Annotated in this window: 18 protein-coding genes; 15 read left to right on the plus strand and 3 right to left on the minus strand. The window is 48.1% G+C overall.

The genetic code is table 11. The annotated features are described in order from the left end of the window. The first annotated feature begins 2 nt into the window (after nucleotides 1–2). The gene (locus DXB18_RS10830) at nucleotides 3–1289 is read left to right on the plus strand and encodes a TRAP transporter large permease (RefSeq protein WP_118541576.1); all 1287 of its coding nucleotides are present in this window, start codon (nucleotides 3–5) and stop codon (nucleotides 1287–1289) included. A 50-nt stretch (nucleotides 1290–1339) separates the two neighbouring features. After that, nucleotides 1340–2116, plus strand: coding sequence for a DUF169 domain-containing protein (locus DXB18_RS10835; RefSeq protein ID WP_118707767.1), 777 nt, complete (start codon nucleotides 1340–1342; stop codon nucleotides 2114–2116). Between the two features lie 76 nt (nucleotides 2117–2192). On the opposite strand, the gene DXB18_RS10840 is transcribed toward DXB18_RS10835, so the two are convergent. After that, complete coding sequence (locus DXB18_RS10840) at nucleotides 2193–3062, minus strand: phosphoribosylaminoimidazolesuccinocarboxamide synthase (protein WP_118541580.1); 870 nt, start codon at nucleotides 3060–3062, stop codon at nucleotides 2193–2195. 314 nt (nucleotides 3063–3376) lie between these two features. Here DXB18_RS10840 and DXB18_RS10850 point away from each other — a divergent pair, with 314 nt between their 5' ends. The 3 genes from DXB18_RS10850 (at nucleotide 3377) to argH (ending at nucleotide 8398) form a co-directional block, all read left to right on the plus strand. Continuing rightward, nucleotides 3377–3793: a GtrA family protein gene (locus tag DXB18_RS10850; RefSeq protein WP_118707771.1), complete on the plus strand. Its 417-nt coding sequence runs from the start codon at nucleotides 3377–3379 to the stop codon at nucleotides 3791–3793. Between the two features lie 110 nt (nucleotides 3794–3903). Beyond that, entirely contained in the window at nucleotides 3904–6930 is a 3027-nt protein-coding gene (locus tag DXB18_RS10855; RefSeq protein WP_243103360.1) for a YfhO family protein, read from the plus strand. A 97-nt stretch (nucleotides 6931–7027) separates the two neighbouring features. Then, entirely contained in the window at nucleotides 7028–8398 is a 1371-nt protein-coding gene (gene argH / locus DXB18_RS10860) for an argininosuccinate lyase (protein WP_118541727.1), read from the plus strand. Nucleotides 8399–8500: 102 nt separating this feature from the next. On the opposite strand, the gene DXB18_RS10865 is transcribed toward argH, so the two are convergent. Next, on the minus strand, nucleotides 8501–9433 hold the full coding sequence (locus DXB18_RS10865; RefSeq protein ID WP_118707775.1) for an AraC family transcriptional regulator: 933 nt from the start codon (nucleotides 9431–9433) through the stop codon (nucleotides 8501–8503). Nucleotides 9434–9843: 410 nt separating this feature from the next. On the opposite strand from DXB18_RS10865, the gene DXB18_RS10870 reads away from it, so the two are divergent. The 3 genes from DXB18_RS10870 to DXB18_RS10880 are packed head-to-tail and all read left to right on the plus strand — an operon-like array spanning nucleotide 9844 to nucleotide 13241. Beyond that, a complete protein-coding gene (locus tag DXB18_RS10870) occupies nucleotides 9844–11139 on the plus strand; it encodes an SLC13 family permease (protein WP_243025687.1) in 1296 nt (431 codons plus the stop codon). 21 nt (nucleotides 11140–11160) lie between these two features. After that, nucleotides 11161–12060 carry an alpha/beta hydrolase gene (locus DXB18_RS10875; RefSeq protein ID WP_118707777.1) on the plus strand — a complete coding sequence of 300 codons (900 nt, stop codon included), beginning with the start codon at nucleotides 11161–11163 and terminating at the stop codon, nucleotides 12058–12060. A gap of 35 nt (nucleotides 12061–12095) precedes the next feature. Further along, nucleotides 12096–13241 carry a mandelate racemase/muconate lactonizing enzyme family protein gene (locus DXB18_RS10880; RefSeq protein WP_118541588.1) on the plus strand — a complete coding sequence of 382 codons (1146 nt, stop codon included), beginning with the start codon at nucleotides 12096–12098 and terminating at the stop codon, nucleotides 13239–13241. 91 nt (nucleotides 13242–13332) lie between these two features. Here the strand turns inward: DXB18_RS10880 and DXB18_RS10885 are convergent, their stop codons facing one another. Next, entirely contained in the window at nucleotides 13333–14085 is a 753-nt protein-coding gene (locus DXB18_RS10885) for a 3D domain-containing protein (RefSeq protein WP_243103362.1), read from the minus strand. Between the two features lie 383 nt (nucleotides 14086–14468). Between DXB18_RS10885 and hrcA the strand changes: the two genes are divergently transcribed. The 7 genes from hrcA (at nucleotide 14469) to DXB18_RS10920 (ending at nucleotide 23339) form a co-directional block, all read left to right on the plus strand. After that, entirely contained in the window at nucleotides 14469–15506 is a 1038-nt protein-coding gene (gene hrcA, locus DXB18_RS10890) for a heat-inducible transcriptional repressor HrcA (protein ID WP_118541592.1), read from the plus strand. A gap of 46 nt (nucleotides 15507–15552) precedes the next feature. Further along, the gene (gene grpE / locus DXB18_RS10895; protein WP_347560052.1) at nucleotides 15553–16188 is read left to right on the plus strand and encodes a nucleotide exchange factor GrpE; all 636 of its coding nucleotides are present in this window, start codon (nucleotides 15553–15555) and stop codon (nucleotides 16186–16188) included. A gap of 72 nt (nucleotides 16189–16260) precedes the next feature. Further along, a complete protein-coding gene (gene dnaK / locus DXB18_RS10900; protein WP_118707781.1) occupies nucleotides 16261–18141 on the plus strand; it encodes a molecular chaperone DnaK in 1881 nt (626 codons plus the stop codon). A 292-nt stretch (nucleotides 18142–18433) separates the two neighbouring features. Continuing rightward, nucleotides 18434–19582 (plus strand): molecular chaperone DnaJ, encoded by a 1149-nt coding sequence (gene dnaJ / locus DXB18_RS10905; protein ID WP_118707783.1) that lies wholly within the window; start codon nucleotides 18434–18436, stop codon nucleotides 19580–19582. Between the two features lie 860 nt (nucleotides 19583–20442). Continuing rightward, nucleotides 20443–21780, plus strand: coding sequence for an electron transport complex subunit RsxC (rsxC, locus tag DXB18_RS10910; protein ID WP_118707785.1), 1338 nt, complete (start codon nucleotides 20443–20445; stop codon nucleotides 21778–21780). A 3-nt stretch (nucleotides 21781–21783) separates the two neighbouring features. Then, on the plus strand, nucleotides 21784–22731 hold the full coding sequence (locus DXB18_RS10915; RefSeq protein ID WP_118541608.1) for an RnfABCDGE type electron transport complex subunit D: 948 nt from the start codon (nucleotides 21784–21786) through the stop codon (nucleotides 22729–22731). After that, nucleotides 22728–23339 (plus strand): RnfABCDGE type electron transport complex subunit G, encoded by a 612-nt coding sequence (locus DXB18_RS10920; protein ID WP_118541610.1) that lies wholly within the window; start codon nucleotides 22728–22730, stop codon nucleotides 23337–23339. The genes DXB18_RS10915 and DXB18_RS10920 overlap by 4 nt, the downstream gene beginning before the upstream one ends. Nucleotides 23340–23348: the final 9 nt, after the last annotated feature.

A 23348-nucleotide genomic window follows, 5' to 3' on the forward strand; every position in this document is an offset into this window, starting at 1 on the left:
GTATGGATTTGTTAATTTTATTTGGCAGTATGGTTGTGTTCTTTGCAATCGGTGTTCCGATCGGAATTTGTCTGATCTTTCCGTGCTTCATTTTACTGTTTTTTAACCAGGTAACTTCTGCATCATTCCTGGCACAGAGCTTTTACACGGGTGTTGCAAGTTCTTCGATGATTGCACTTCCGTTCTTTATGATTTGCGGTAACATCATGGATAAGGGCGGTATTTCCAAACGCCTTGTAAATGCAGCAAATAACTGTATTGGCGGTATTACCGGTTCCCTGGGTATGGTTACGATTCTGGCCTGCATGCTGTTTGGTGCAGTATCCGGTTCTGCGGTTGCTACGGTAGCGGCAATTGGTGCGATCATGCTTCCAGAGATGGTAAGAAACGGATATGATAAATACTATGCAACCGGTCTGGTTGCGGTAGCAGGCGGTCTTGGAATCATCGTTCCGCCGAGTTATCCGATGGTTATTTATGGTGTAACCAACAATGAATCCATTGGTGATCTGTTTATTGCAGGAATTGTTCCGGCACTGCTGGTTGGCGGTCTTTTAATGATTGTAAACTATATCTACTGCAGGAAACATGGAATCAAAGGCGAAAACCATTTCGAACTTAAGGTAGCATTGAAAGGTTTCTGGGATGCAAAGTGGGCATTGTTCATGCCAGTCATTATCCTGGGCGGTATCTATGCCGGTATCTTCACGGCAACAGAGGCATCAGTTGTAGCAACGGTTTACGGCATTATCATTGGCTGCTTTGTATATAAAGAGGTTACCTTTAAGGAGCTTTGGGGACAGTTCAAATCTACCGCAACATTCTCTGGCGGTATGATGTGGACGGTTGCACCGGCTACTGCGATTGGTCTGATTTTTGCGTATATGGGAATCAATAAAGCAATTGCTGCATTCTTCCTGGGTATTACCACCAATACATATGTTGTAATGCTGCTCGTGACGGTAATTCTGTTCTTTATTGGTATGTTCATGCAGACGACTCCGGCTATCGTTATTTTCAGCCCGGTTCTTTTAAATGTTGCCAAGGCTGTTGGCGTAAGCTCTCTGCAGTTTGGTATCGTTATGACACTTGCTCTTGCAATTGGCTTCTGTACACCGCCTGTGTGTGCAAATGTCTTTGTTGCACAGAGTATGACGGGTATGCCGATGGATAAGATTGTTAAACCGGCAATCCCATTTATTGCGGTATTGATTCTTGCCCTGATTCTGGTAGCATTTATTCCAGGATTATCAACAGGACTGCTTGGAATCTTAAATTCTTTTAAATAAGGTAAGAAACGGCATATAAAATAAATGCTTTACAGCAGGAGGAAAAAAGGATGTTGAGTCAGAAAGCGAAAGAAATGTTCGCAAAACTGGAATTGGAATATGAACCGGTTGCGCTTCACTATTTACCGACGAAACCGGAGGGAGTACCGCATTTTGAGGGCGACAAAAAATATGCATTCTGCGAATATGTGCGCGAAGTCCAGAAAACCGGCAAGACGTTTTATATTACAAAAGAAGATGATGCATGTTACGGAAAAATGGCTCTTGGCATGATTCCAAAACCGCCGGTTACAGCCAGTGGTCAGGCTGGCGCAGATTTTGAGATGTACCGCAGCCCTGCCGGGTGCAGAAAATTGTATCAGGAGCTTCCGGTTATTGAACCAGGTACAGTAAATTACGTCGTATTTTCACCGGTCAAAGACTGTCAGTTTGACCCGGATATGATCATGTGCATTGCTGATGTGGAAAAAGCGGATATTCTGATGCGGGCGACCAGTTACATTTCCGGAGATTTCTGGGAATCCAAATCCTCCCCGGTAATCAGCTGTTCCTGGATGTATGCATATCCGGTTATAACAGGAAAAGTAAACCACATTACCACCGGTTTTTATCATGGTTTGAAACGCCGCAAAGCATATCCTGCAGGTTTACGCATGATTTCCATCCCGTTCCAGAAGATCGATGAGGTTGTGCAGGCATTGGATGAAATGCCGTGGACGGCCATCGCATTCCGGGAAGATGAGGAAAGCAAAGCAGAATTAAAGCACAGAATGGATCATTGGCAGGAAATGGCGAAAGAACTGAATAGTACGGTTGATTTAAAGTAATAATAGAGTGAACGTAATAGGACCGTGGAAGCTGCCTTCGGCAACTTCCACGGTCCGTTGTTTTTGGCTGAAATTGTTATTTCAGCTTCTCCCCAGTCAGCATTTCATAACTCTGGAGATATTTCTCAATGGTTTTCTGAACAACATCTTCCGGCAGAGTCCAGTCATTTCCCGGATTTGCCTTGAGCCAGTCGCGTGCAAACTGCTTGTCGAAGGACGGTTGGCTGTGACCAACTTCGTAGCCTTCTACCGGCCAGAAACGGGAACTGTCCGGAGTCAGCATCTCGTCGCCAATGACGATGTTGCCGTTTTCGTCCAGACCAAACTCAAACTTGGTATCTGCAATGATGATGCCGTGGCTGTATGCGTAGTCAGCGCATTTCTTGTAGAGTGCGATGGTGCAGTCACGCAGTTTTTCAGCATACTCGGCACCTTTGCCCGGGAAGTATTTCTCGAGGTGATCGATGCTCTGCTCATAGGTGATGTTTTCGTCGTGATCACCGATCTCTGCCTTGGTGGAAGGGGTGTAGATCGGCTCAGGCAGTTTCTGGCATTCCTGTAAGCCTTCCGGCAGCTTTACGCCGCATGCGGTCCCGTTTTCTTTATAGCTTGCCCAGCCGCTTCCAGTGATATAGCCGCGGACAATGCACTCTAACGGGAGCATGGTGAGCTTCCGGCACATCATGGTCTTACCTTCAAATTCCGGAGTCTGGAAAAACTCCGGCATTTCTTTTACGTCGGTGGTGATCATGTGGTTTGGCAGAATGTCTTTGGTTAAATCAAACCAGAATTTGGACATCTGGGTCAGAACTTTACCTTTGTTTGTCACCGTATTGTGGAGGATCACATCAAAACAGCTGATGCGGTCAGTGGCTACCATGATCAGGCTGTCACCGTTGTCATAGATTTCGCGTACCTTTCCTTCTTTAACTGGTTTCATCTTCATACCTCGCTGAGTGTTTTTTATGGTTTGCGGCTGTGTAATACAGGCAGCTGCAAAAACTGTAAAGTTACGATTGTGGGGGAAGCTGCCACGAAAGAAAGCAGCTTCTGCTAATAGGATATACGCAAAACGAATAAATAGCAAGTCTTTTATTAAAAAAACTTATAAAATTTTTCGGACTGGGGCGGGAGCGCTTTACAATTCAGGCTCTGTGCCATATAATGGGGCATATGTAATAATCGCTGACACGCTGCACCGGAAAGGTGCGGAGGATGGCAAAGATGCCAGGTGTAAAGCAGTGAAAATTGGAGAATATGATGATAACTAAATTATGGAAGAAACTCGTAAACCGGGAGACCATTTCCTACCTGATTTTCGGGGTACTGACGACCCTGGTGGACTGGATCAGCTACTGGTACATGCGCCATATTGGAATCGATTATCGGGTTGCTACGGCAGGATCCTGGGCGGCGGCAGTGTTGTTTGCTTTTGTGACGAATAAACTGTTTGTGTTTTGCAGTTTTGACCTTCATCCGAAAAAAGTCTGGTCAGAATTTGTCCCGTTTGTGGCGTGCCGGGCAGCAACCGGCGTATTTACCATGGTGGCAATGATCGTTATGGTGAGTGGACTTGGAATCAAACAGGATTTTATCTGTAAGATTGTGGTATCAGCCATTTCCCTGGTCCTGAACTACGTCTTCAGCAAGTGGTTTATTTTTAAGAAAACATTGTAACTTTACGAGTCTGGAATAGTTACAGGAAATCATAATCATCGTAAGTAGGGAGATGCAGCATGCAAAGCGAAAAAATCGCCTGTGTTACGAGAGAACTAGAGGATTTACTTATGGTTGAAGAAAAAAGAGGCACACTTCGGGAAAACAAGGGAAGTGTGGCGGATCTGCTGGCAGAGATGGAACGTGCGGTCGCCAGTGTGGAAGCCAAAAGCAGTCAGACTGAGCAGTTCGTGGAGAAGACTCCGGAAACATCTGAGAATGCAGGAATGCCAAAACGTGAAAAGACATCGGAGAAAACACAAATGCCGAAAAATCCAGAAACATTGGAGAAAACACAAATGCCGAAAAATCCAGAAACACCGGTGAATGCACGAATGTCGGAATCAGCAGAAAGATCGGAAAGTGCAAAAATACCGGAACGAGAAGGTGCATCATCGGTGCAGGTCGGAAACGAACCCCCCAGGCATCTCACCCGTCAGGAAAAACGTGCGAAAAAGCGTCTGCGCAGGCAGGCTATGGAAGAGGAAGGTCTGATCCGCTCCGGCGATGCCCTGATCGCAGCATTTTTGATTCCGGTGGTGATTATGCTGATCATTTTTGTGCAGCGGGGGATTTTCCCATTTGGGGAGGAAACCTTCCTGCGAACGGACATGTACCATCAGTATGCGCCGTTCTTTTCGGAATTTCAGTATAAACTGAAAAACGGCGGCAGCCTGCTTTACAGCTGGGACGTTGGCATGGGTGTGAATTTTTCAGCACTGTATGCCTACTATCTGGCAAGCCCGTTCAACTGGCTTTTGATCCTTTGCCCAAAGGGGCTGGTCATCGAGTTTATGACGTACCAGATTGTGCTGAAAACGGGTCTGTGCGGTCTGACGATGGCGTATTATTTAAGGAAGCATTGCAGAACCAATGATTTTGGTGTAGCGTTTTTCGGTATTTTTTATGCCTTATCGGGATATATGGCGGCTTACAGCTGGAATATCATGTGGCTGGACTGCATTATCCTGTTTCCACTGATCGTTTTGGGACTGGAACGGCTTGTGAAAGACGGAAAAGGAATGCTCTACTGCCTGACGCTTGGCATGTCCATTCTTTCCAATTATTATATCTCCATCATGACCTGCATTTTTATGGTGCTGTATTTTATTGCCTTGCTGGTTTTGGATGAGGACATGCACTGGGAAAAATTTATCGGGCGCGGATTCCAGTTTGCAGTGTATTCCCTGCTGGCGGGTGGTCTGTCGGCGATAGTTCTGCTTCCGGAGGTCTTTGCCCTGCAGATGACCGCTTCGGGCGATGTGAGCTTTCCAAAGACATTTTCCCAGTATTTTCCGATTTTTGATATGATCGCGCGTCATATCGGCAACGTGGAGACGGAAATCGGACTGGATCACTGGCCGAATGTGTATTGCGGAGTAGCGGTGCTGATGTTTTTCATTCTTTACCTGCTCTGCAAAAAGATATCTGCAAAGGAAAAGGCGGTATACGGTATCATGCTGCTGTTCTTCTTTGCAAGCTTTTCGTTTAATGTCCTGAACTTTATCTGGCATGGCTTCCATTACCCAAACAGTCTGCCGTGCAGACAGTCCTATATTTATATTTTCCTTGTGCTGTTTGCGTGCTACCGGGCTTATATGTATCTGAGGGAAACACCGTGGAAGCATGTGACGGCAGCGTTTGCCGGATCGGTGGTCTTTGTGCTGATGGCACAGAAGCTGGTTACGGAAGATCACTTCCATTTTATTGTATATTATGTGGCGATTTTGTTCCTGGCGCTGTATCTGGGGGCGATTGCGCTATACCAGAAGGGCAGGCGTTATTATTTCCCGGCATTGTTTTATGCACTGGCAGTGGTTTCAATTGAAGCCGCGGTGAATACGGCAGTAACCAGTGTGACGACAACCAGCCGGACGGCCTACACGGACGATAATGCGGCTGTGGAGCAGCTGGTGGATTCTATCCAGCCGAACGATACATTTTTCCGCATGGAAAAAGTAACACGGAAAACCAAAAATGATGGAGCCTGGATGCATTTCCCATCGGTTTCCCTGTTTTCTTCTACTGCGAATGCAGATCTTTCTGCATTGTTTAAGAAGCTGGGCTGCGAAAGTTCGACGAATGCTTACAGCATTACCGGAAGTACACCGCTTATCGATGCGCTGTTTTCCGTGAAGTATGGAATTTATTCGGAAAAGCCGGAAGACACTTCCCTTCGCACGGTGATCGGGGAGCAGGATGGTGTCTGGCTGTATCAGAATAACTACACGCTTCCGGTTGGTTTTTATGTGGAACCGGACTTTGAATCCAAATGGAACCGGGAAACAGGAAATCCGGCAGATGTCCAGAACAGCCTGGCTGATGCGCTTGGGGCTGAGCAGATCATGAATCTGGTCCTGGATACAAGTACAGAGGGCAGTGACCTGATCTTTTATCCGGAAACAAGCGGGGAGTATTACGCTTATGTCGGAAATAAAAAGATTGAAAAAGTGACAGCCACGACCTGGAAGGGTACGAAAACCTTTACCAATGTAGACCGCGGCTATCTTCTGGAACTTGGCTATTGCGTTGCCGGGGAAGCAGTTACCCTGACAGCCGTGGACAGCAAGGAAGAAATGTGGGCCGATGTATACCGTTTCTCGGAAAACGGACTCGGCTCTGTCGCAGCGAAGCTTTCTGCCCATCCATGGACGCTGACGAGCTGGACCGACACCTCATTAAAAGGAACGATCAGCTGCGACCAGGATGGCTGGATGTTCATGTCGATTCCTTACGATGAAGGCTGGAACGTTCTGGTCGATGGAAAAGAACAGAAGCCGGAAAAGATTCTGGATGCATTTGTGGGAATCTGGCTGAGTGCCGGAACCCATACCGTGACGATGGAATACACACCGAAGGGACTGATTTCGGGAGCAATCATCTCAGGAGTCAGTGTGGTGCTGCTGGCATTGATTGCACTTGGCGGATATTTCCTTCGCCGGTACCGGGAAGAGCAGGAGTATGAACAGGATGCAGATGCATATCGTGCAGACGATGCTGCGCAGGAAGAAATGAGCACGTATGCGCAGACAGGGCCAGAAATGCAGGACCTTGAAGAGTCGGAAATGGAAGAGCAGGAACATCCGGCGGAATGGTAACCGGAGGCAGTTATCCTGCTGAACATGATAAGTTGCTGTTTACGTATGCCTGAACAGTGATCATGATACAAAATACGAAAAAGAGGAGACGAATATTATGAAATTATGGGGTGGACGCTTCACCAAGGAAGAAAACCAGCTGGTACACAACTTTAATGAATCCTTATCCTTTGACCAGAAGTTCTATCATCAGGACATTCAGGGCAGCATTGCGCATGTCACCATGCTGGCAAAGCAGGGCATTGTATCGGAGAAAGATCGCAAGGCAATCATCGACGGATTAAACAGCATTCTCACCGATATTGAGTCCGGCAAGCTGGTATTTACCAAAGAACATGAGGATATCCACTCTTTTGTAGAGGCAAATCTGATCGAACGCATTGGCGACGCCGGCAAGCGTCTTCATACCGGACGAAGCAGAAATGACCAGGTCGCACTCGACATGAAGCTTTACTGCCGCGATGAGATCGATGAGATCGATGTGCTGGTTAAGAATCTGCTGGAAGAACTGTTAAAGATTATGGAAGAAAATCTGGATACCTATATGCCGGGCTTCACGCATTTACAGAAAGCACAGCCGGTTACTCTGGCTCATCATATGGGCGCTTATTTTGAGATGTTCTCCCGTGACAGAAGCCGTCTGCATGACATCCGTAAGCGCATGAACTACTGCCCGCTGGGCTCCGGCGCGCTGGCAGGAACCACTTATCCGCTGGATCGTGCGTATACGGCAGAGCTTCTTGGCTTTGACGGACCGACCTTAAACAGCATGGACTCCGTATCTGACCGCGATTATGTGATCGAGCTGTTATCGGCCCTGTCCACGATTGCCATGCATTTAAGCCGCTTCTCTGAGGAAATCATCATCTGGAACAGCAACGAGTACCGCTTTGTGGAGATCGACGATGCGTACAGCACCGGCAGCAGCATTATGCCGCAGAAGAAAAACCCGGATATTGCGGAGCTGGTACGCGGCAAGACCGGTCGTGTGTATGGCGCACTGATGTCGATTCTGACTACGATGAAAGGCATTCCGTTAGCATACGATAAGGACATGCAGGAAGACAAAGAGCTGACTTTCGATGCCATTGATACCGTAAAAGGATGTCTGGCACTGTTTACCGGCATGATCTCTACCATGACCTTTAACAAAGAAGTCATGGAAGCAAGCGCAAAGAATGGTTTCACCAATGCAACCGATGCGGCTGACTATCTGGTAAATCACGGTGTTCCGTTCCGCGATGCGCACGGGATTGTAGGCCAGCTGGTGCTGTTCTGCATCGATAAGGGCATTGCACTGGATGACATGACGTTAGAGGAATTCAAGGCGATCAGCCCGGTATTTGAGGAAGATGTTTACGAAGCAATCAGCATGAAGACCTGTGTCGAGAAGAGAACCACCATCGGTGCTCCTGGACAGGAAGCCATGAAGAATGTGATTGCAATTTATAAAGAGCAGTTAAAATAATGGAATAGTCCTATAACGGAAAACCCCGGAACATGTATCATTGCGAAAAGCCAGATTTCAAATTTGGCGATCGGCAACGTTACATCTTTTGGGGTTTGTTTATTACAGTCCGATTTTAGCGTATTCTTTTAATTTTTGCCGCAGCACGCTGTCTGCAGGATCCAGAAACTGACGCTGGTTTTCATAAAGCACATCTCCTGGCTTTAAGGCTGCGCGGTATTCGGCAGGCGTGCGAAGCAACGTGGAACGGAAGCGTGCCGTCAGCGTTTTTAAATCTGGAAATCCATTTCTTAATGCAATGTCGGTAAGATTATCTTTGGTGTAGGTCAGGTCATTTAGTGCATGCTGGAATCGGACACGCGTGAGATATTCATGAAAATTAATTCCCACCATCTGTTTAAATAAAGTAGAAATGTAAGTGCGGTTATACTGGGCATAGTCTGCCAGATCCTCCAGTGCCAGTTTTTCAGCATAATGTTCTTCCACATAAGTCAGCAGAAGACGCATGGTAGAACGACGCTTGTCATCTTCCGAGATGAGGTTAAGCTGCTGCGGGTCGAACCTGGTGAAAAGGCTGATCAGCAGCAGTTCCAGATTGGCTTTTGCGCTTAACTGTGCATAAGCACCACCCTGCTCGACGGCATTCCAGATCTGGGCTGCGTAAAAACGAAGCTGGCAAAATCTGGGTTCGTAACGGTTTCCTTCGTTGGAAAGACAGGATGGAAACTGGTAGATGTACCCCTTCTTGTTCAGAAACTTCAATGCATTTGCCGGAAAATGGAGAACGAGTGCCCGGGTATCCGGCTGCTGGCGCGTAGACGCATGGCCATTGCCCGGGGCAGTGAGAATCAGATCATCTTCGAGAAGCGTGTGCGTATCGGTGCCGCGGCAGTACTGCTGGTTTCCCTGAAGAACAATGCTCAGCTCATATTCGTCTGTATGCCAGTGATAGCGGTAATTCATAATGTTGTGTGCAAAACAGCGCAGATGGATATTTTCCCGGGGAAGATCCAGCTCATAGTTGGTCTGATCCATTTTTTCTCTCCTTAAAAATCCAAATATTTTCCCTGTCATAAAATTCGGAAATGAAACATGGAATCTGATTAAATTGCTTTTAGGATACCTGACAAAACCAGAAAAGTCAATTATTGTTTCGGAATTTGTACAAGCTCGGAAAAGGAAGAACTGGCAAAACGCACAAAGAAAAAATGCAGAAAACGACAGATTGCACAGGGAAAATATTTGGATTTCGTATTGTCAGATATGCCTGCATAAAAAGAAAATGAGGTTAAAGGAAAAGAAAAGCGTAACGGAAACCTGCGAATATTTGCAGCGACAAACGAGTTTTCCTCTGTTAGGATAAGCACAACGACAACAAGCCTGTGACCGGGCAGCCAAGTGCTTATGGAGTTTCGAAAAATGATGTTATAATGGAAGGGGAAACTATGAATACTCAAATGATGATCTGTATGGTAATCTTTGCGGCAACGCTGGTTAGTTACATGCTGAACAAGATTCCAATGTGGCTTACGGCAATGATCTCTCTGACAGCGTTATATTTTACCGGCTGTATTGATGCGGCAGGTGCTTTGTCTGGTTTTTCAAATGTAAATACGCTTTTGATGGCAACCATGTTTATTGTGGCAGCAGGATTTCGGCGCACATCTTTGGTAGACGGTATGTGCGGAGCAATCATGAAGCTCACAAGAGGCAGTTTTGTAACCGCATATTTTGGTTATATTCTGCTGGCAGTGCTTCTGACAAACTTTATTGCGAGCCCGATGGTAGTTTATGCGATCGTAAGCCCGCTTCTGGCAGCACTCTGTGACAATACGAACCATAGCCGTTCCCAGTATATGTTCCCGGTTATGGTCGTGTGTGTGGCATGCTGCGGGATTCTGCCGCTTTCAACTGCGATCCAGCAGGCCGGACAGTTTACCGGATTTATGGAAACCTATGGATTTACCGGTATGAGCATCCGTGCGATTGACTTTACCATTGGTACCTGGCCGATTTTGATCATTGTTCCGCTTTGGGCACTGTTTATCGGACCGAAATTTACACCAAAGGCTCCGATTGTCCCGATTGAAGCACTGGAAAACCGCAATTCTGGAAAGCAGGCACAGAAACTCAGCCCGGTTGTAGATAAGATTGGAATTGCCGTATTTTTTGGAACCATTTTATGCCTGATCTTTTCCAGCCAGCTTCATCTTACCACCTGGTCTGTGGCATTGACCGGAAGCCTTCTGATGGTTTTATTTGGTGTGGTAGATCAGAAATCTGCACTGCGTGATATCCCGTGGGATATGTTAATGCTGTTTGTAGGTGCACTGGCACTTGGAACCGCCCTGACGAACACCGGAGCAGGCGATATGATTGGAAATGCTTTGGCAACAGCCGTTGGTGGTACTCACAATAACTATGTGCTCGGTGCGTTATTCTTCCTGATCCCGTTTGCACTGACTCAGTTTATGCTGAACCGTTCTGTATCTGCGGTATTTGTTCCGATTTGTCTGCTGACCTGTTCCGCACTGGGTGCAAATCCGACAGGACTGGTTCTGTTAGTCAATGCAGGTTCCCTGACGGCATTCCTCACTCCGATGGCGACACCGGCGGTTCCGATGTGCATGGCTGATGGCGGTTATGATTTGAAGGCCATCTTTAAGAGTGGCGCACTGATTACATTGATTTTGCCATTTATCTATATCGTTTATACCATGACAGTATTCCCTGCATTTTAAAAGAAAGGGAGTGACGTGGATATGACACAGGAAGAAAAAATTGCTATTGCAGAGACTGTGCGGCACAGAGATCGTTTTGGTCCTGTGAGTCAGGAAGAGTTAGCGGCACTGCCGGGAAAAGAAACAGAACTTTGGATTCAGACAAAAAACGGTTATTGTGTGCATGTCTTTGAAGAACGGCCGGAAGCTTTGCCGGATCGGGCCCCAATTTTATTAAACTTTCATGGTGGTGGATTTTTAAAAGGACGCACGGATCGTGACCGTAGATATTGCTGTGCAGTCATGGAAGCAACGAATGCTCTGGTATGGGATGTTGATTATAGTCTTGCACCGGAAAAACCGTTCCCTTATGCTGCAGAAGAAAGCTATGGAATCATACAGTATGTGTTTGAACATGCAGAAGAACTGTGTATCGATCCGGAAAAAATCATGCTTGCCGGACATAGTGCCGGAGGCAATCTTGTGGCATCGGCTCTGGTGAAAAATGCGGAAACGAAAGCATTTCATCCATGTTGCGCCTTGATGGAGTATTTCCCAACAGACAATACCGCGAATCCGGTAGAAAGGCTGTCAGAGGAATTAAAACAGGATCCATTCTGGGTGAAACGCGCGGAAACGGAGAAACTGTATACAGATTTTTATGTGGGAGATGCAGATGCATCTGATCCATGCTGTTCCCCTGCTTTTGCAACGGAGCAGGTCCTGGCTGCATTTCCGGACTGTTTGATTTTATCTGCAGGAGAAGACAGCCTGAGAGATGATACGGAAAACTTTGGAATGCGATTGGTAAAGGCGGGAGTTTGTGTAACCATGCAGAGGATTCCAGAAGCTATGCACGGATTTACAACCAACCGGACACCTGGATGGGAACGAGCATTAGAACTGCATGATCGTTTCTTTTTGGAACAGATAAACCGATAAAATGAAAGAATGTAGAACATTAAAGGAGTGAAACTATGAAGATTACAGACGTAAAGCTGCGCTTTGCCAAACATTATCTCTTCGTACAGGTTTACACCGATGCCGGCATTACCGGTCTTGGAGAAGCCGGAAACTGGGGATATCTGCAGGCAACGGCAGCAGCCATTGAAAAGTTTGCGGATTACTTAATTGGTAAAGATCCGTTCCGTATTGAAGATTTTAACCAGAACTTTCTGCGATCCGTGTATTTCCGCGGTTCTGTCATTATGAGTGCGATTTCCGCTATTGACATTGCGCTTTGGGACATTAAAGGAAAGGCACTCGGCGTTCCGGTTTATGAATTATTGGGCGGAAAAACCCGCGATAAGGTGCGCGTTTACGCTTCCGTCATGCATATAACCGATGATAAGGAAGAACTCGCAAAGCAGTATCAGGAACTACAGCAGATGGGCTTCACCGCTGCCAAGATTTTCTGCAACGGACCGAAGAGCAGCGCGGATGGAAAGGGAGAGTTCTTCGCCAGTCGTATAGAGCGGGAAGTAGAAAAAGTCCGTGTCTGCCGGGAAGCAGTCGGAAATGATTTTGATTTCGTTTTGGAAGTGCATCGCGGCATGACCTTGCCAGAGGCTGTCGCATTTGGCCGTGCGGTAGAGCCATACCGCCCGATGATCCTGGAAGATCCGGTTCCGCCGGACAATGTGGATACGATGGCAGAGGTGGCATCCAAGATCGGGGTTCCGATCGCAACCGGTGAGAGAGCCATCGATCTGCGCGAATTTGAAGTGCTGATGGCACGCCATGCATGCCAGTATATCCGTCCGGATGTCTGCGCAGTTGGCGGCATTACCACCAGCAAGAAGATCTGTGCACTTGCAGAAGCACACGATGTACTGGTGATTCCGCATAACCCGCTTGGACCGGTATCCACGGCAGCCTGCCTGCAGATCTGCGCATCCATTCCGAACCTTGGGATCCAGGAACTCCCGGGCTTCTGCTTAAATGGAGCGGAAGACAAGATGGTGAAAGAACCATTCCATTTTGAGAATGGCTGTATGATGATTCCGGAAGCACCGGGAATCGGAATCGAACTTGCCGACGATGCAGAAGAACTGTATCCGGCAAAAGAGCGCGGCAGCAATGCAGCGCACCGGGCATTCGATGGATCTGTAAAAGACTGGTGATGTAAATAACAATATAAGTATATGACAAGGGCCGTGTGAGTTGCCGAAAGGCAACTCACACGACCCTATTAAAGTGAATCAAATGGTTATTTTACCCCAGCACCAGGAACACTTCCTGCGTCTGCTTTCCGTGCTGCCGTGTCTGGGCGTGGGTGTCGAAGAAGATGTCCACATGATTTCCTTTGACACCGCCTCCGCGGTCTTCTGCGGTGTAGACAACTCCGCCGATCATGACCTTACTTCCATAAGGAATAACGCGCGGGTCTACGGCAATGGTGTGGCTGGACTTTGCGATGGAACCGGTACAGGTGCGGCGTCCCCAGCCTTCGGAACACTGTTTGCACGGGCAATAGCCGGTGGTGTGGAAGAAACCAAGGGATTTCAGCCCGGTTGCGGCATGTTCGTGGCTGTCGTCAGAGGTATTGTTTTCTTCATTATTCTTAGCAGCCTCTCCCTTGGTATAGGTTTTCGGGTTGGAGAGTGCTTTGCCGTCTACGTTTCCTTCGATTGTATAAGTTCCGTCCGGGAGCGTGTCCCAGTTCATGGTAATACGGAAACCGTGATAACCGTTTCCGACTCCGTTTTCTTTCAGGTCTAAGCGATAGGTTGCTGCAGTCTGGTGAATACTTTTTACCTGTTCGCCGGTTTCTTTATTGGTGATGGTAACCGTAACTGGAACCGCGGTATTTGGCTGTGTGGAGTCCCAGCCCCAACCGACAATGGTATTTCCTTCAAACTCATCGAAAGAACCATCCAAGTCGGATGCCAGAGAGGTGAAAGCGCCTCCGATGAGAAACAGTGCGGTGGTCAGCAGAGTTACAAAAAATTTTCGGTTCTTTGACATAAAATCCATCCTTCCTTTTTCCAAATTTGCTGCATGTGAAGCCATACGTAAAAAAGAAATATTTGGTTCACACAAAATAAATATATGTAACAAATTTGTAATATATGAACGATAAGTCCCTATTTTACATGATTTTTTTGATTTGTCAAGGAAAAAACGAAAAGACCTCCATGAAAGACGTTTGCCGGATCCTGTGATGCGGCATTTGGAACACCAGAAAAAAGTAGTGAAACAGAGCATGGAAACTGGAAAAAAATCACAGAAAAAACACAGATTTTTTTTGCAAACCTCTTGACAAACTACATGGGGTAAAGTATATTAATCACAGAATGTTAGCACTCCTTAGTGATGAGTGCTAACAGAGAAAAGAAGGAGGCGGCAGAATGGAACTGGATGATCGTAAAGTCACGATATTAAAAGCCATCATCAAAACTTATCTGGAAACAGGTGAGCCGGTAGGTTCCAGAACCATTTCCAAATACACGGATTTGAAATTAAGTTCCGCAACCATCCGGAACGAGATGTCGGACCTGGAGGAGATGGGGTACATTCAGCAGCCGCACACCTCGGCAGGGCGTATTCCTTCCGACAAAGGCTACCGCTTCTATGTAGACCAGATCATGCAGGAGAAAGAGCAGGAGGTCACCGAGGTCAAGAGTCTGATGATCAAGCGGGTTGACCGGGTGGAACTGGTATTAAAGAAGCTGGCACAGCTTCTTGCCAACAACACCAACTACGCTGCCATGATCAGCGGACCGCAGTACCATCAGAACAAACTGAAATTCATCCAGCTTTCCCAGATGGAAGAAAACAAGCTGCTGGTGGTCATCGTGGTGGAAGGAAACCTCATCAAGAACGCCATGGTGAACATTCCGGAGCCGGTCAGCCAGGAAGAGATCCTGAACTTAAACATTCTGCTGAACAGTGCGCTGAACGGTCTCACCATTGAGCAGATCAATTTAGATGTGATCACGAAGCTCAAACAGCAGGCCGGTGCCCATAGCCAGATCATTGATCTGGTGCTGAATGAAGTGGCGGGAGCCATCCGGGCCGACGAGGAAGACCTTCAGATCTACACCAGCGGCGCGACCAACATCTTCAAGTATCCGGAACTGAGTGACGGCGAGAAAGCAAGCCAGCTGATCAGTACCCTGGAACAGAAAGATAAGCTTCAGGAGCTGATCACAGATGTAAATGAATCCGAAGACAACAACGGAATCCAGGTTTACATCGGTGACGAGACACCGCTCCAGACCATGAAGGACTGCAGCGTGGTCACCGCCAATTATGAACTGGGCGAAGGAATCCGTGGTACCATCGGTATCATCGGACCGAAGCGGATGGATTACGAAAAGGTACTCAGCACGCTGAAACATCTGATGAAGCAGCTGGATGCCACATTTAAAAATGAAGAAAGTTAGAGTTGCCAGGACGGCAGCGGATGATCATAAAGAAAGGTGAATCACCATGAGTCAGACAGAGAAAGAAATGAAGCAGGGCGCGGCAGAGGCAGAGAACGAAAATCTCGAAGCTGAGCACGCCGAGGCAAATAACGGCGAAGCTTCCGCAGGAGCAGAGGAAAACAAAGCTGCAGAAAAGGAAGCAGAGAGCAAAGAAAACAACGACGCAAAAGAAGATGAGAAAGATGCCAAAGCAGCAAGGAAGGATCCGAAGGATGCCCAGATCGAGGATCTGCAGGACCGCTTAAAACGGCAGATGGCTGAATTCGATAACTTCCGCAAGCGTACGGAAAAAGAAAAGGCAGCCATGTATGAGATCGGAGCGAAGGACATTATCGAGAAGATCCTTCCGGTGCTCGACAACTTCGAACGAGGCCTGGCAGCCGTGCCGGAGGATGAGAAGGGTTCTTCCTTCGCCGAAGGCATTGAAAAGATCTACAAGCAGTTCGTAAAAACCCTGGAAGATGCCGGAGTGGAAACGATCGAGGCAGTAGGTCAGCAGTTCGATCCGAACTTACACAACGCAGTGATGCATGTGGAGGACGAGAAGTATGGCGAGAATGAGATCGCCATGGAACTGCAGAAAGGTTACAAGTACCGCGGAAGCGTGGTACGTCACAGCATGGTTCAGGTAGCAAACTAAACCGGCTGTGTGTAACAAGAACAAAGCGTATTAACAAAATTTTGTTTCAGTATAGAGTAGGAGGAAATCACTATGAGTAAGATTATTGGTATTGACTTAGGAACCACAAACAGCTGTGTAGCAGTTATGGAGGGTGGTAAACCGGTAGTTATCCCGAACCAGGAAGGTTCCAGAACCACACCGTCTGTTGTAGCATTCACCAAGACCGGTGAGCGTCTGGTCGGTGAGCCGGCAAAGCGTCAGGCTGTTACCAATGCAGACAGAACCATCGCTTCCATCAAGAGACATATGGGTACTGACTATAAAGTAACCATCGACGGCAAGAGCTATACTCCTCAGGAGATCTCCGCTATGATCCTGCAGAAGTTAAAAGCAGATGCAGAGGCTTATCTGGGTGAGAGCGTAACCGAGGCAGTTATCACCGTTCCGGCATATTTCAACGATGCACAGCGTCAGGCAACCAAGGATGCTGGTAAGATCGCAGGTTTGGATGTAAAGCGTATCATCAACGAGCCGACCGCAGCGGCACTGGCATATGGTCTGGACAACGAGAATGAGCAGAAGATCATGGTATACGACTTAGGCGGCGGTACCTTCGATGTATCCCTCATCGAGATCGGTGACGGCGTTATCGAAGTCCTTTCCACCAACGGCGATACCCACTTAGGCGGCGATGATTTCGATAATCGTATTACCCAGTGGCTGGTTGACGAGTTCAAGAAGGCTGAGGGTGTAGACCTGTCTGGTGATAAGATGGCGATGCAGAGACTGAAAGAGGCTGCTGAGAAAGCAAAGAAAGAGCTTTCTACCGCAACCACCACCAACATCAACCTGCCGTTCATCACTGCAACCGCAGAGGGTCCGAAGCATCTGGATATGAACTTAACCAGAGCAAAATTCGACGAGCTGACCCACGACCTCATTGAGAGAACCGCAATCCCGGTACAGAATGCATTAAAGGATGGCGGCGTAACCACCGCTGAGCTTGGCAAGGTTCTGTTAGTCGGCGGTTCCACCCGTATGCTGGCAGCTCAGGAGAAAGTAAAACAGATGACCGGCAAAGAACCGAATAAATCCCTTAACCCGGATGAGTGCGTAGCAATCGGTGCTGCGATCCAGGGTGGTAAGCTTGCAGGCGATGCAGGCGCAGGTGATATCCTTCTTCTGGATGTAACCCCGCTGTCTCTGTCTATCGAGACCATGGGCGGTATCGCTACCAGACTGATCGAGAGAAACACCACGATCCCGACCAAGAAGAGCCAGATCTTCTCTACCGCAGCTGATAACCAGGAAGCAGTAGATATCCACGTTGTACAGGGTGAGCGTGAGTTCGCACGTGACAACAAGACTCTGGGTCAGTTCCGTCTGGACGGCATCCTTCCGGCAAGAAGAGGTGTTCCGCAGATCGAGGTTACTTTCGATATCGATGCAAACGGTATCGTAAATGTATCCGCGAAGGATCTTGGTACCGGCAAAGAGCAGCACATCACCATTACTTCCGGTTCCAACATGTCTGAGGCTGATATCGATAAGGCAGTCAAAGAGGCTGCTGAGTTCGAGGCTCAGGATAAGAAGAGAAAAGAAGCAATCGATGCAAGAAACGACGCAGATGCTATGGTATTCCAGACCGAGAAGGCATTAAGCGAAGTTGGCGATAAGATCGACGCAAACGACAAGGCTGCTGTAGAGGCTGACTTAAACGCTCTGAAAGAAGCGATCAACCGTGCTCCGATCGACAACATGACCGATGCCCAGGTTGAGGACATCAAGGCTGGCAAGGAGAAACTGATGAACAGCGCACAGGCATTGTCCAGTAAGGTTTACGAGGCAGCTCAGGGTGCTGCAAACGCACAGGGCGCAGCAGGTGCACAGGGTGCAGCTGGCGCAGCAGGCGGTAATGCAGGCGCTGGAAATAACGATGATGTCATCGATGGTGACTTCAAAGAGGTATAATCCATATAGTTAGGCATAACGGACCAACGGGGAGACCGCAAGGTCTCTCCGCCAATCCGGAGTACTGCCGGGAGAGGCTGGCGCTTTTTCCGAAAATCTCAGGAGCGTTTGCTCCGGGACTTTCGCAAGAGGCGACAGCCATTTCGGTGTCTGAACGTCATTCCTGTTAAGGCATGCAGAAACAGTGGTTTGCATCGTGTGTGCAGGAATCCGAAAGCTGGACGACAGCATAAAGAGCTTAGAAAAAAGAGGGGCGCGGATGCGTCTTAAGTGAAGAGGAAGGAAAAGCATCATGGCAGAGACTAAGAGAGATTATTACGAGGTCCTGGGAGTTCCGAAGAACGCCGATGAGGCTGCATTAAAGAAAGCATATCGTGTCCTTGCAAAAAAGTATCATCCGGACGCTAACCCGGGCGATGCCGAGGCCGAGCGTAAGTTCAAGGAGGCATCTGAGGCATACAGCGTGTTAAGTGACCCGGAGAAGAGAAGAAAGTATGACCAGTTTGGTCACGCTGCATTCGAGGGCGGCGCTGGCGGCGGTGCCGGCGGATTCGGCGGTTTCGATTTCAACGGCGCTGACATGGGAGACATCTTCGGAGATATTTTCGGGGATATCTTCGGCGGCGGAAGAAGCCGCGGCGGCAGCCAGTACAACGGTCCGATGCGCGGTGCCAATGTCAGAACCGCAATCCGTATTACCTTTGAGGAAGCAGTATTTGGCTGTGAAAAAGAAATTGAGATCAATTATAAAGAAGAGTGTGCAACCTGTCACGGTACCGGCGCAAAGCCTGGTACTTCACCGGAAACCTGTAAGAAGTGCGGCGGTAAAGGTAAGATCATCTACACCCAGCAGTCCTTCTTCGGTCAGGTACAGAATGTCCAGACCTGTCCGGACTGCGGCGGCAAGGGCAAAGTCATCAAAGAGAAATGCTCTGACTGCTATGGCACTGGTTATATCACCAAAAAGAAGAAATTCAAGGTTACCATTCCGGCCGGTATCGACAACGGACAGAGCGTACGCTGCGCAGGCGGCGGTGAGCCTGGCGTAAACGGCGGCGAGAGAGGAGACCTCTTAGTTGAGGCTGTAGTATCCCAGCATCCGGTGTTCAAGCGTCAGGATGTCAACATCTTCTCTACCGTACCGATCTCCTTCGCAACAGCAGCTCTGGGCGGTCCGATCCGCATCAAGACGGTAGACGGCGAGGTAGAGTATGAGGTCAAGGCAGGAACCCAGACTGATACCCGTGTCCGCTTAAAAGGCAAGGGTGTACCGTCCTTACGTAACCGCAACCTTCGCGGTGACCATTATGTTACCCTGGTGGTACAGGTACCGGAGCGCTTAAACGAAGCGCAGAGAGAGGCATTGAAGAACTTCGATGCCGTGATGCATGGGGAAGCTCCGACCGAGACGAAGCATAAGAAAAAAGGACTTTTTAAATAAATAAAAAGAAAGCGCCTCACTGGTGGACGAAACACCGGTGAGGCGCTTTCTTTTTGCCTGGCATACAAAAAACGCGCCAGTGACGCGTTTTTCGTTGGTTGCAACCCTAATTTTTAAGGTTTTTTGAAAATTGCCATGTCCGGGAAAAGAAAACGCAGCGGGTGTGATAGAGTGTAATGCATCAAAGGATTTCGTAAATAGTTTGATTTGTGATTGGTTTTGCCTTGTTTTCTTTTACAGAACAGGACTCTTTTCATCCGTTCATAAGGTTAATGCAGAAGATCGTTGTTTTATTGCATGGTCAGGAAAAAAGTTTGAAAGTTTTTGCGGAAACTTTGCAAAAGAAAAAGCGACTGCCAAAGGATGGAAAGGACTGTGAAAAATCTGGAAAGCATGATAGATCATAATGTCTGGGCTGTAGCAGAAATAAGTTTATACTTATAAGTCATGCGAATAACAATTATAAGTAAAAACTATAAGTACTCATAAGCGAAAAAAACGCATCATTTTTCGATAAAAAATTAACAATCGAAAATGCGGATAATTTCGGACAAAATCCCACGAAATTCCGGCAAAATCCCAATTTCAAACGGCATGAGAAACATGTCGAAACTTTCATGTTTTTTTACAAAAACAAGCGGCGGTTTCACTCTGCTAACATCGTTCGCGAATTAACAAAAATTTCGGTCAAAAACTGTGAATCTGACATGTTTTCAAAGAAAAAAACGATTGTTACATTGTATACAATATGTAATTTTTGATTGTCGTAAACCGCGAATTATGTTATACTGACCATGATGGCAAAACGAGAGATTTTGTCGATAGCAAGTTGAAAATGTATAGAAAGAGGGTAAAGGAAAATGGGATTGGCTACATTTAAAGGCGGCGTTCATCCTTACGAGGGTAAAGAACTGTCCGAGAGCAAGCCGGTACAGGTCCTGATGCCGAAGGGAGATCTGGTATTCCCGATGTCCCAGGGAATCGGCGCACCGGCGAACCCGCTGGTAAAGAAGGGCGACAGAGTCCTGGCTGGTCAGATCATCGGTGAAGCAGGCGGATTCATTTCTGCAAATGTCATCTGCTCCGTATCCGGTACTGTTAAGGCTGTAGAGCCGAGACGTGTTGCCAGCGGCGGCATGGTAAATTCCGTTGTAGTGGAAAATGATGGACTGTATGAGGCAGTAGAAGGCATGGGCGCAGACCGTGACCCGTCCACCCTGTCCAAGCAGGAAATCCGCGATATCGTAAAAGCAGCTGGTATCGTAGGTATGGGCGGCGCTGGTTTCCCGACCAACGTAAAGCTGTCTCCGAAGAACGAAGATGCAATCGAGTACATTCTCATCAATGGTGCAGAGTGTGAGCCGTATCTGACTTCTGACTATCGCTGCATGATGGAGGATCCGGAAAAGATCATCGGCGGTCTGAAAGTTATCCTTCAGCTGTTTGACAAGGCAAAGGGCGTGATCGGCATTGAGAACAACAAGCCGGAAGCAATCAAAAAGCTGAAAGAGTTAGTAAAAGACGAGCCGCGTATCGAGGTATGCGAGCTTCTGACCAAGTACCCGCAGGGTGGTGAGCGTTCCTTAATCTACGCGATCACCGGCAGAAAAGTAAACTCCTCCATGCTTCCAGCAGATGCAGGCTGCATCGTGGACAATATTGGTACTGTCATCGCTATTTACGATGCAGTATGCAAGACCACTCCTCTGATCGAGCGTGTATTCACCGTAACCGGCGATGCGATCGCAGATCCGAGAAACTTCCGTATTAAGATCGGAACCAACACCCAGGAGCTGATCGAGGCAGCAGGCGGATTCAAGACTGAGCCGGAGAAAGTCATTTCCGGTGGTCCTATGATGGGCTTTGCTATGTTCGACTTAGACGTTCCGGTCATCAAGACCAACGGTTCTGTCCTGTGCATGACCAAGGACCAGGTGGCAGCAAACGTGGAGACTCCGTGTATCCGCTGCGGTAAGTGCGTAAGCGCATGCCCGAGCCATATTGTTCCGGTTATGATGATGAAAGCAGCATTAAAGGGCGACTGCGATACCTTTGAGAAACTCAACGGTATGGAGTGTATGGAGTGCGGAAGCTGTACCTTCGTATGTCCGGCAAAACGTCCTCTGACCCAGGCTTTCAAGGAAATGAGAAAAACGGTTGCAGCCAACCGCAGAAAAAAAGCACAGGGGGGAAAGTAAACCATGGCTAAATTATTTAACGTATCCTCATCCCCGCATGTGCGGAGCGAGGAAACTACCCGCAGCATCATGATGGACGTGGCAATCGCCATGCTGCCGGCCACCGCTTTCGGTGTATTCCAGTTCGGCCTGCATGCCCTGCTCGTGATCATTGCGACTGTATTTGCATGCGTACTGAGTGAGTACGTATTTGAAAAAGTAACCAAGAGACCAGTTACCATCAGTGATTTCAGTGCTGTTGTAACCGGTATGATCCTTGCACTGAACTGCCCGTCTGAGATCCCATTATGGATCCCGATGCTCGGTGGTGTATTTGCAATCGTGATCGTGAAACAGATCTACGGTGGTCTGGGTCAGAACTTCATGAACCCGGCACTGGCAGCAAGATGCTTCCTGCTTATTTCCTTCGCAGGCAAGATGTCTTCCTTCACCCTGGATGGCGTAACCACCGCTACTCCTCTGAACGTGATGAAGACTGCATGGAAGGCTGGCGAGTCTAACCTTGGCGTAGACCTTATGGCTATGTTCATCGGTAAGATCCCGGGAACCATCGGTGAGGTTTCTGTAGTAGCCCTGTTAATCGGTGCTGCTTACCTGGTATTTAAGAAAGTAATTTCCCTGCGCATTCCGTTAACCTATATCGCAACGGTTGCAGTATTCGTATTCATCTTCGGCAGACAGGATCTGAACTTTGTTCTGGCTCACATCTGCGGCGGCGGACTGATCTTCGGTGCATTCTTCATGGCAACCGACTATGTAACCAGCCCGATCACCCCGAAGGGACAGATCGTATTCGGTATTCTGCTTGGCGTGCTGACCGGAACATTCCGTCTGTTTGGTGGTTCTGCAGAGGGTGTTTCCTATGCAATCATCATCAGCAACCTGCTGGTTCCGCTGATTGAGCGCTATACCCTTCCGGTAGCATTTGGAAAGGAGGGCAAAAAGGCATGAGTAAAGGTGGATTTATGAAAGATGCCTTCGTTCTGTGCGGCATTACCCTGGTAGCCGGCGCATTACTGGGCGGCGTTTATGAAATGACAAAAGCTCCGATCGATGCAGCAAACCTGGCAGCAAAAGAGGCAGCTTACCGTACCGTATTTCCGGACGCAGCAAGCTTCGACGCAGGTGACCTGGCAGACAAGATTCCGGCAGCAAACGAGGAGATCGCAGGACTTGGCTACGGCAAAGTTATGGTAGATGAAGCTGTAGCAGCAAGCGATGCTTCCGGCGCAGCAGCAGGCTACGTTGTAACCGCTACTTCCAACGACGGTTTCGGCGGTGCGATCACCGTTTCCGTAGGTATTCAGTCTGACGGTACCGTAAATGGTATCGAGTTCTTAACCCTGGCTGAGACCGCAGGTCTTGGTATGAATGCGGACAAGCCTGAGTGGAAAGGTCAGTTTGCAGGCAAGAAGGCAGAAGTGTTCTCCGTAACCAAAGACGGCGCAACTTCTGACGATCAGATCAACGCAATCAGTGGCGCTACCATTACATCAAGAGCAGTCACGAATGCGGTGAATGCGGCAGTTTATTTTGTAGATAACTGCCTGGCACAGTAGGAGGTAGGA

This window comes from Clostridium sp. OM02-18AC (assembly GCF_003481825.1).
Classification (GTDB): domain Bacteria; phylum Bacillota; class Clostridia; order Lachnospirales; family Lachnospiraceae; genus Brotaphodocola.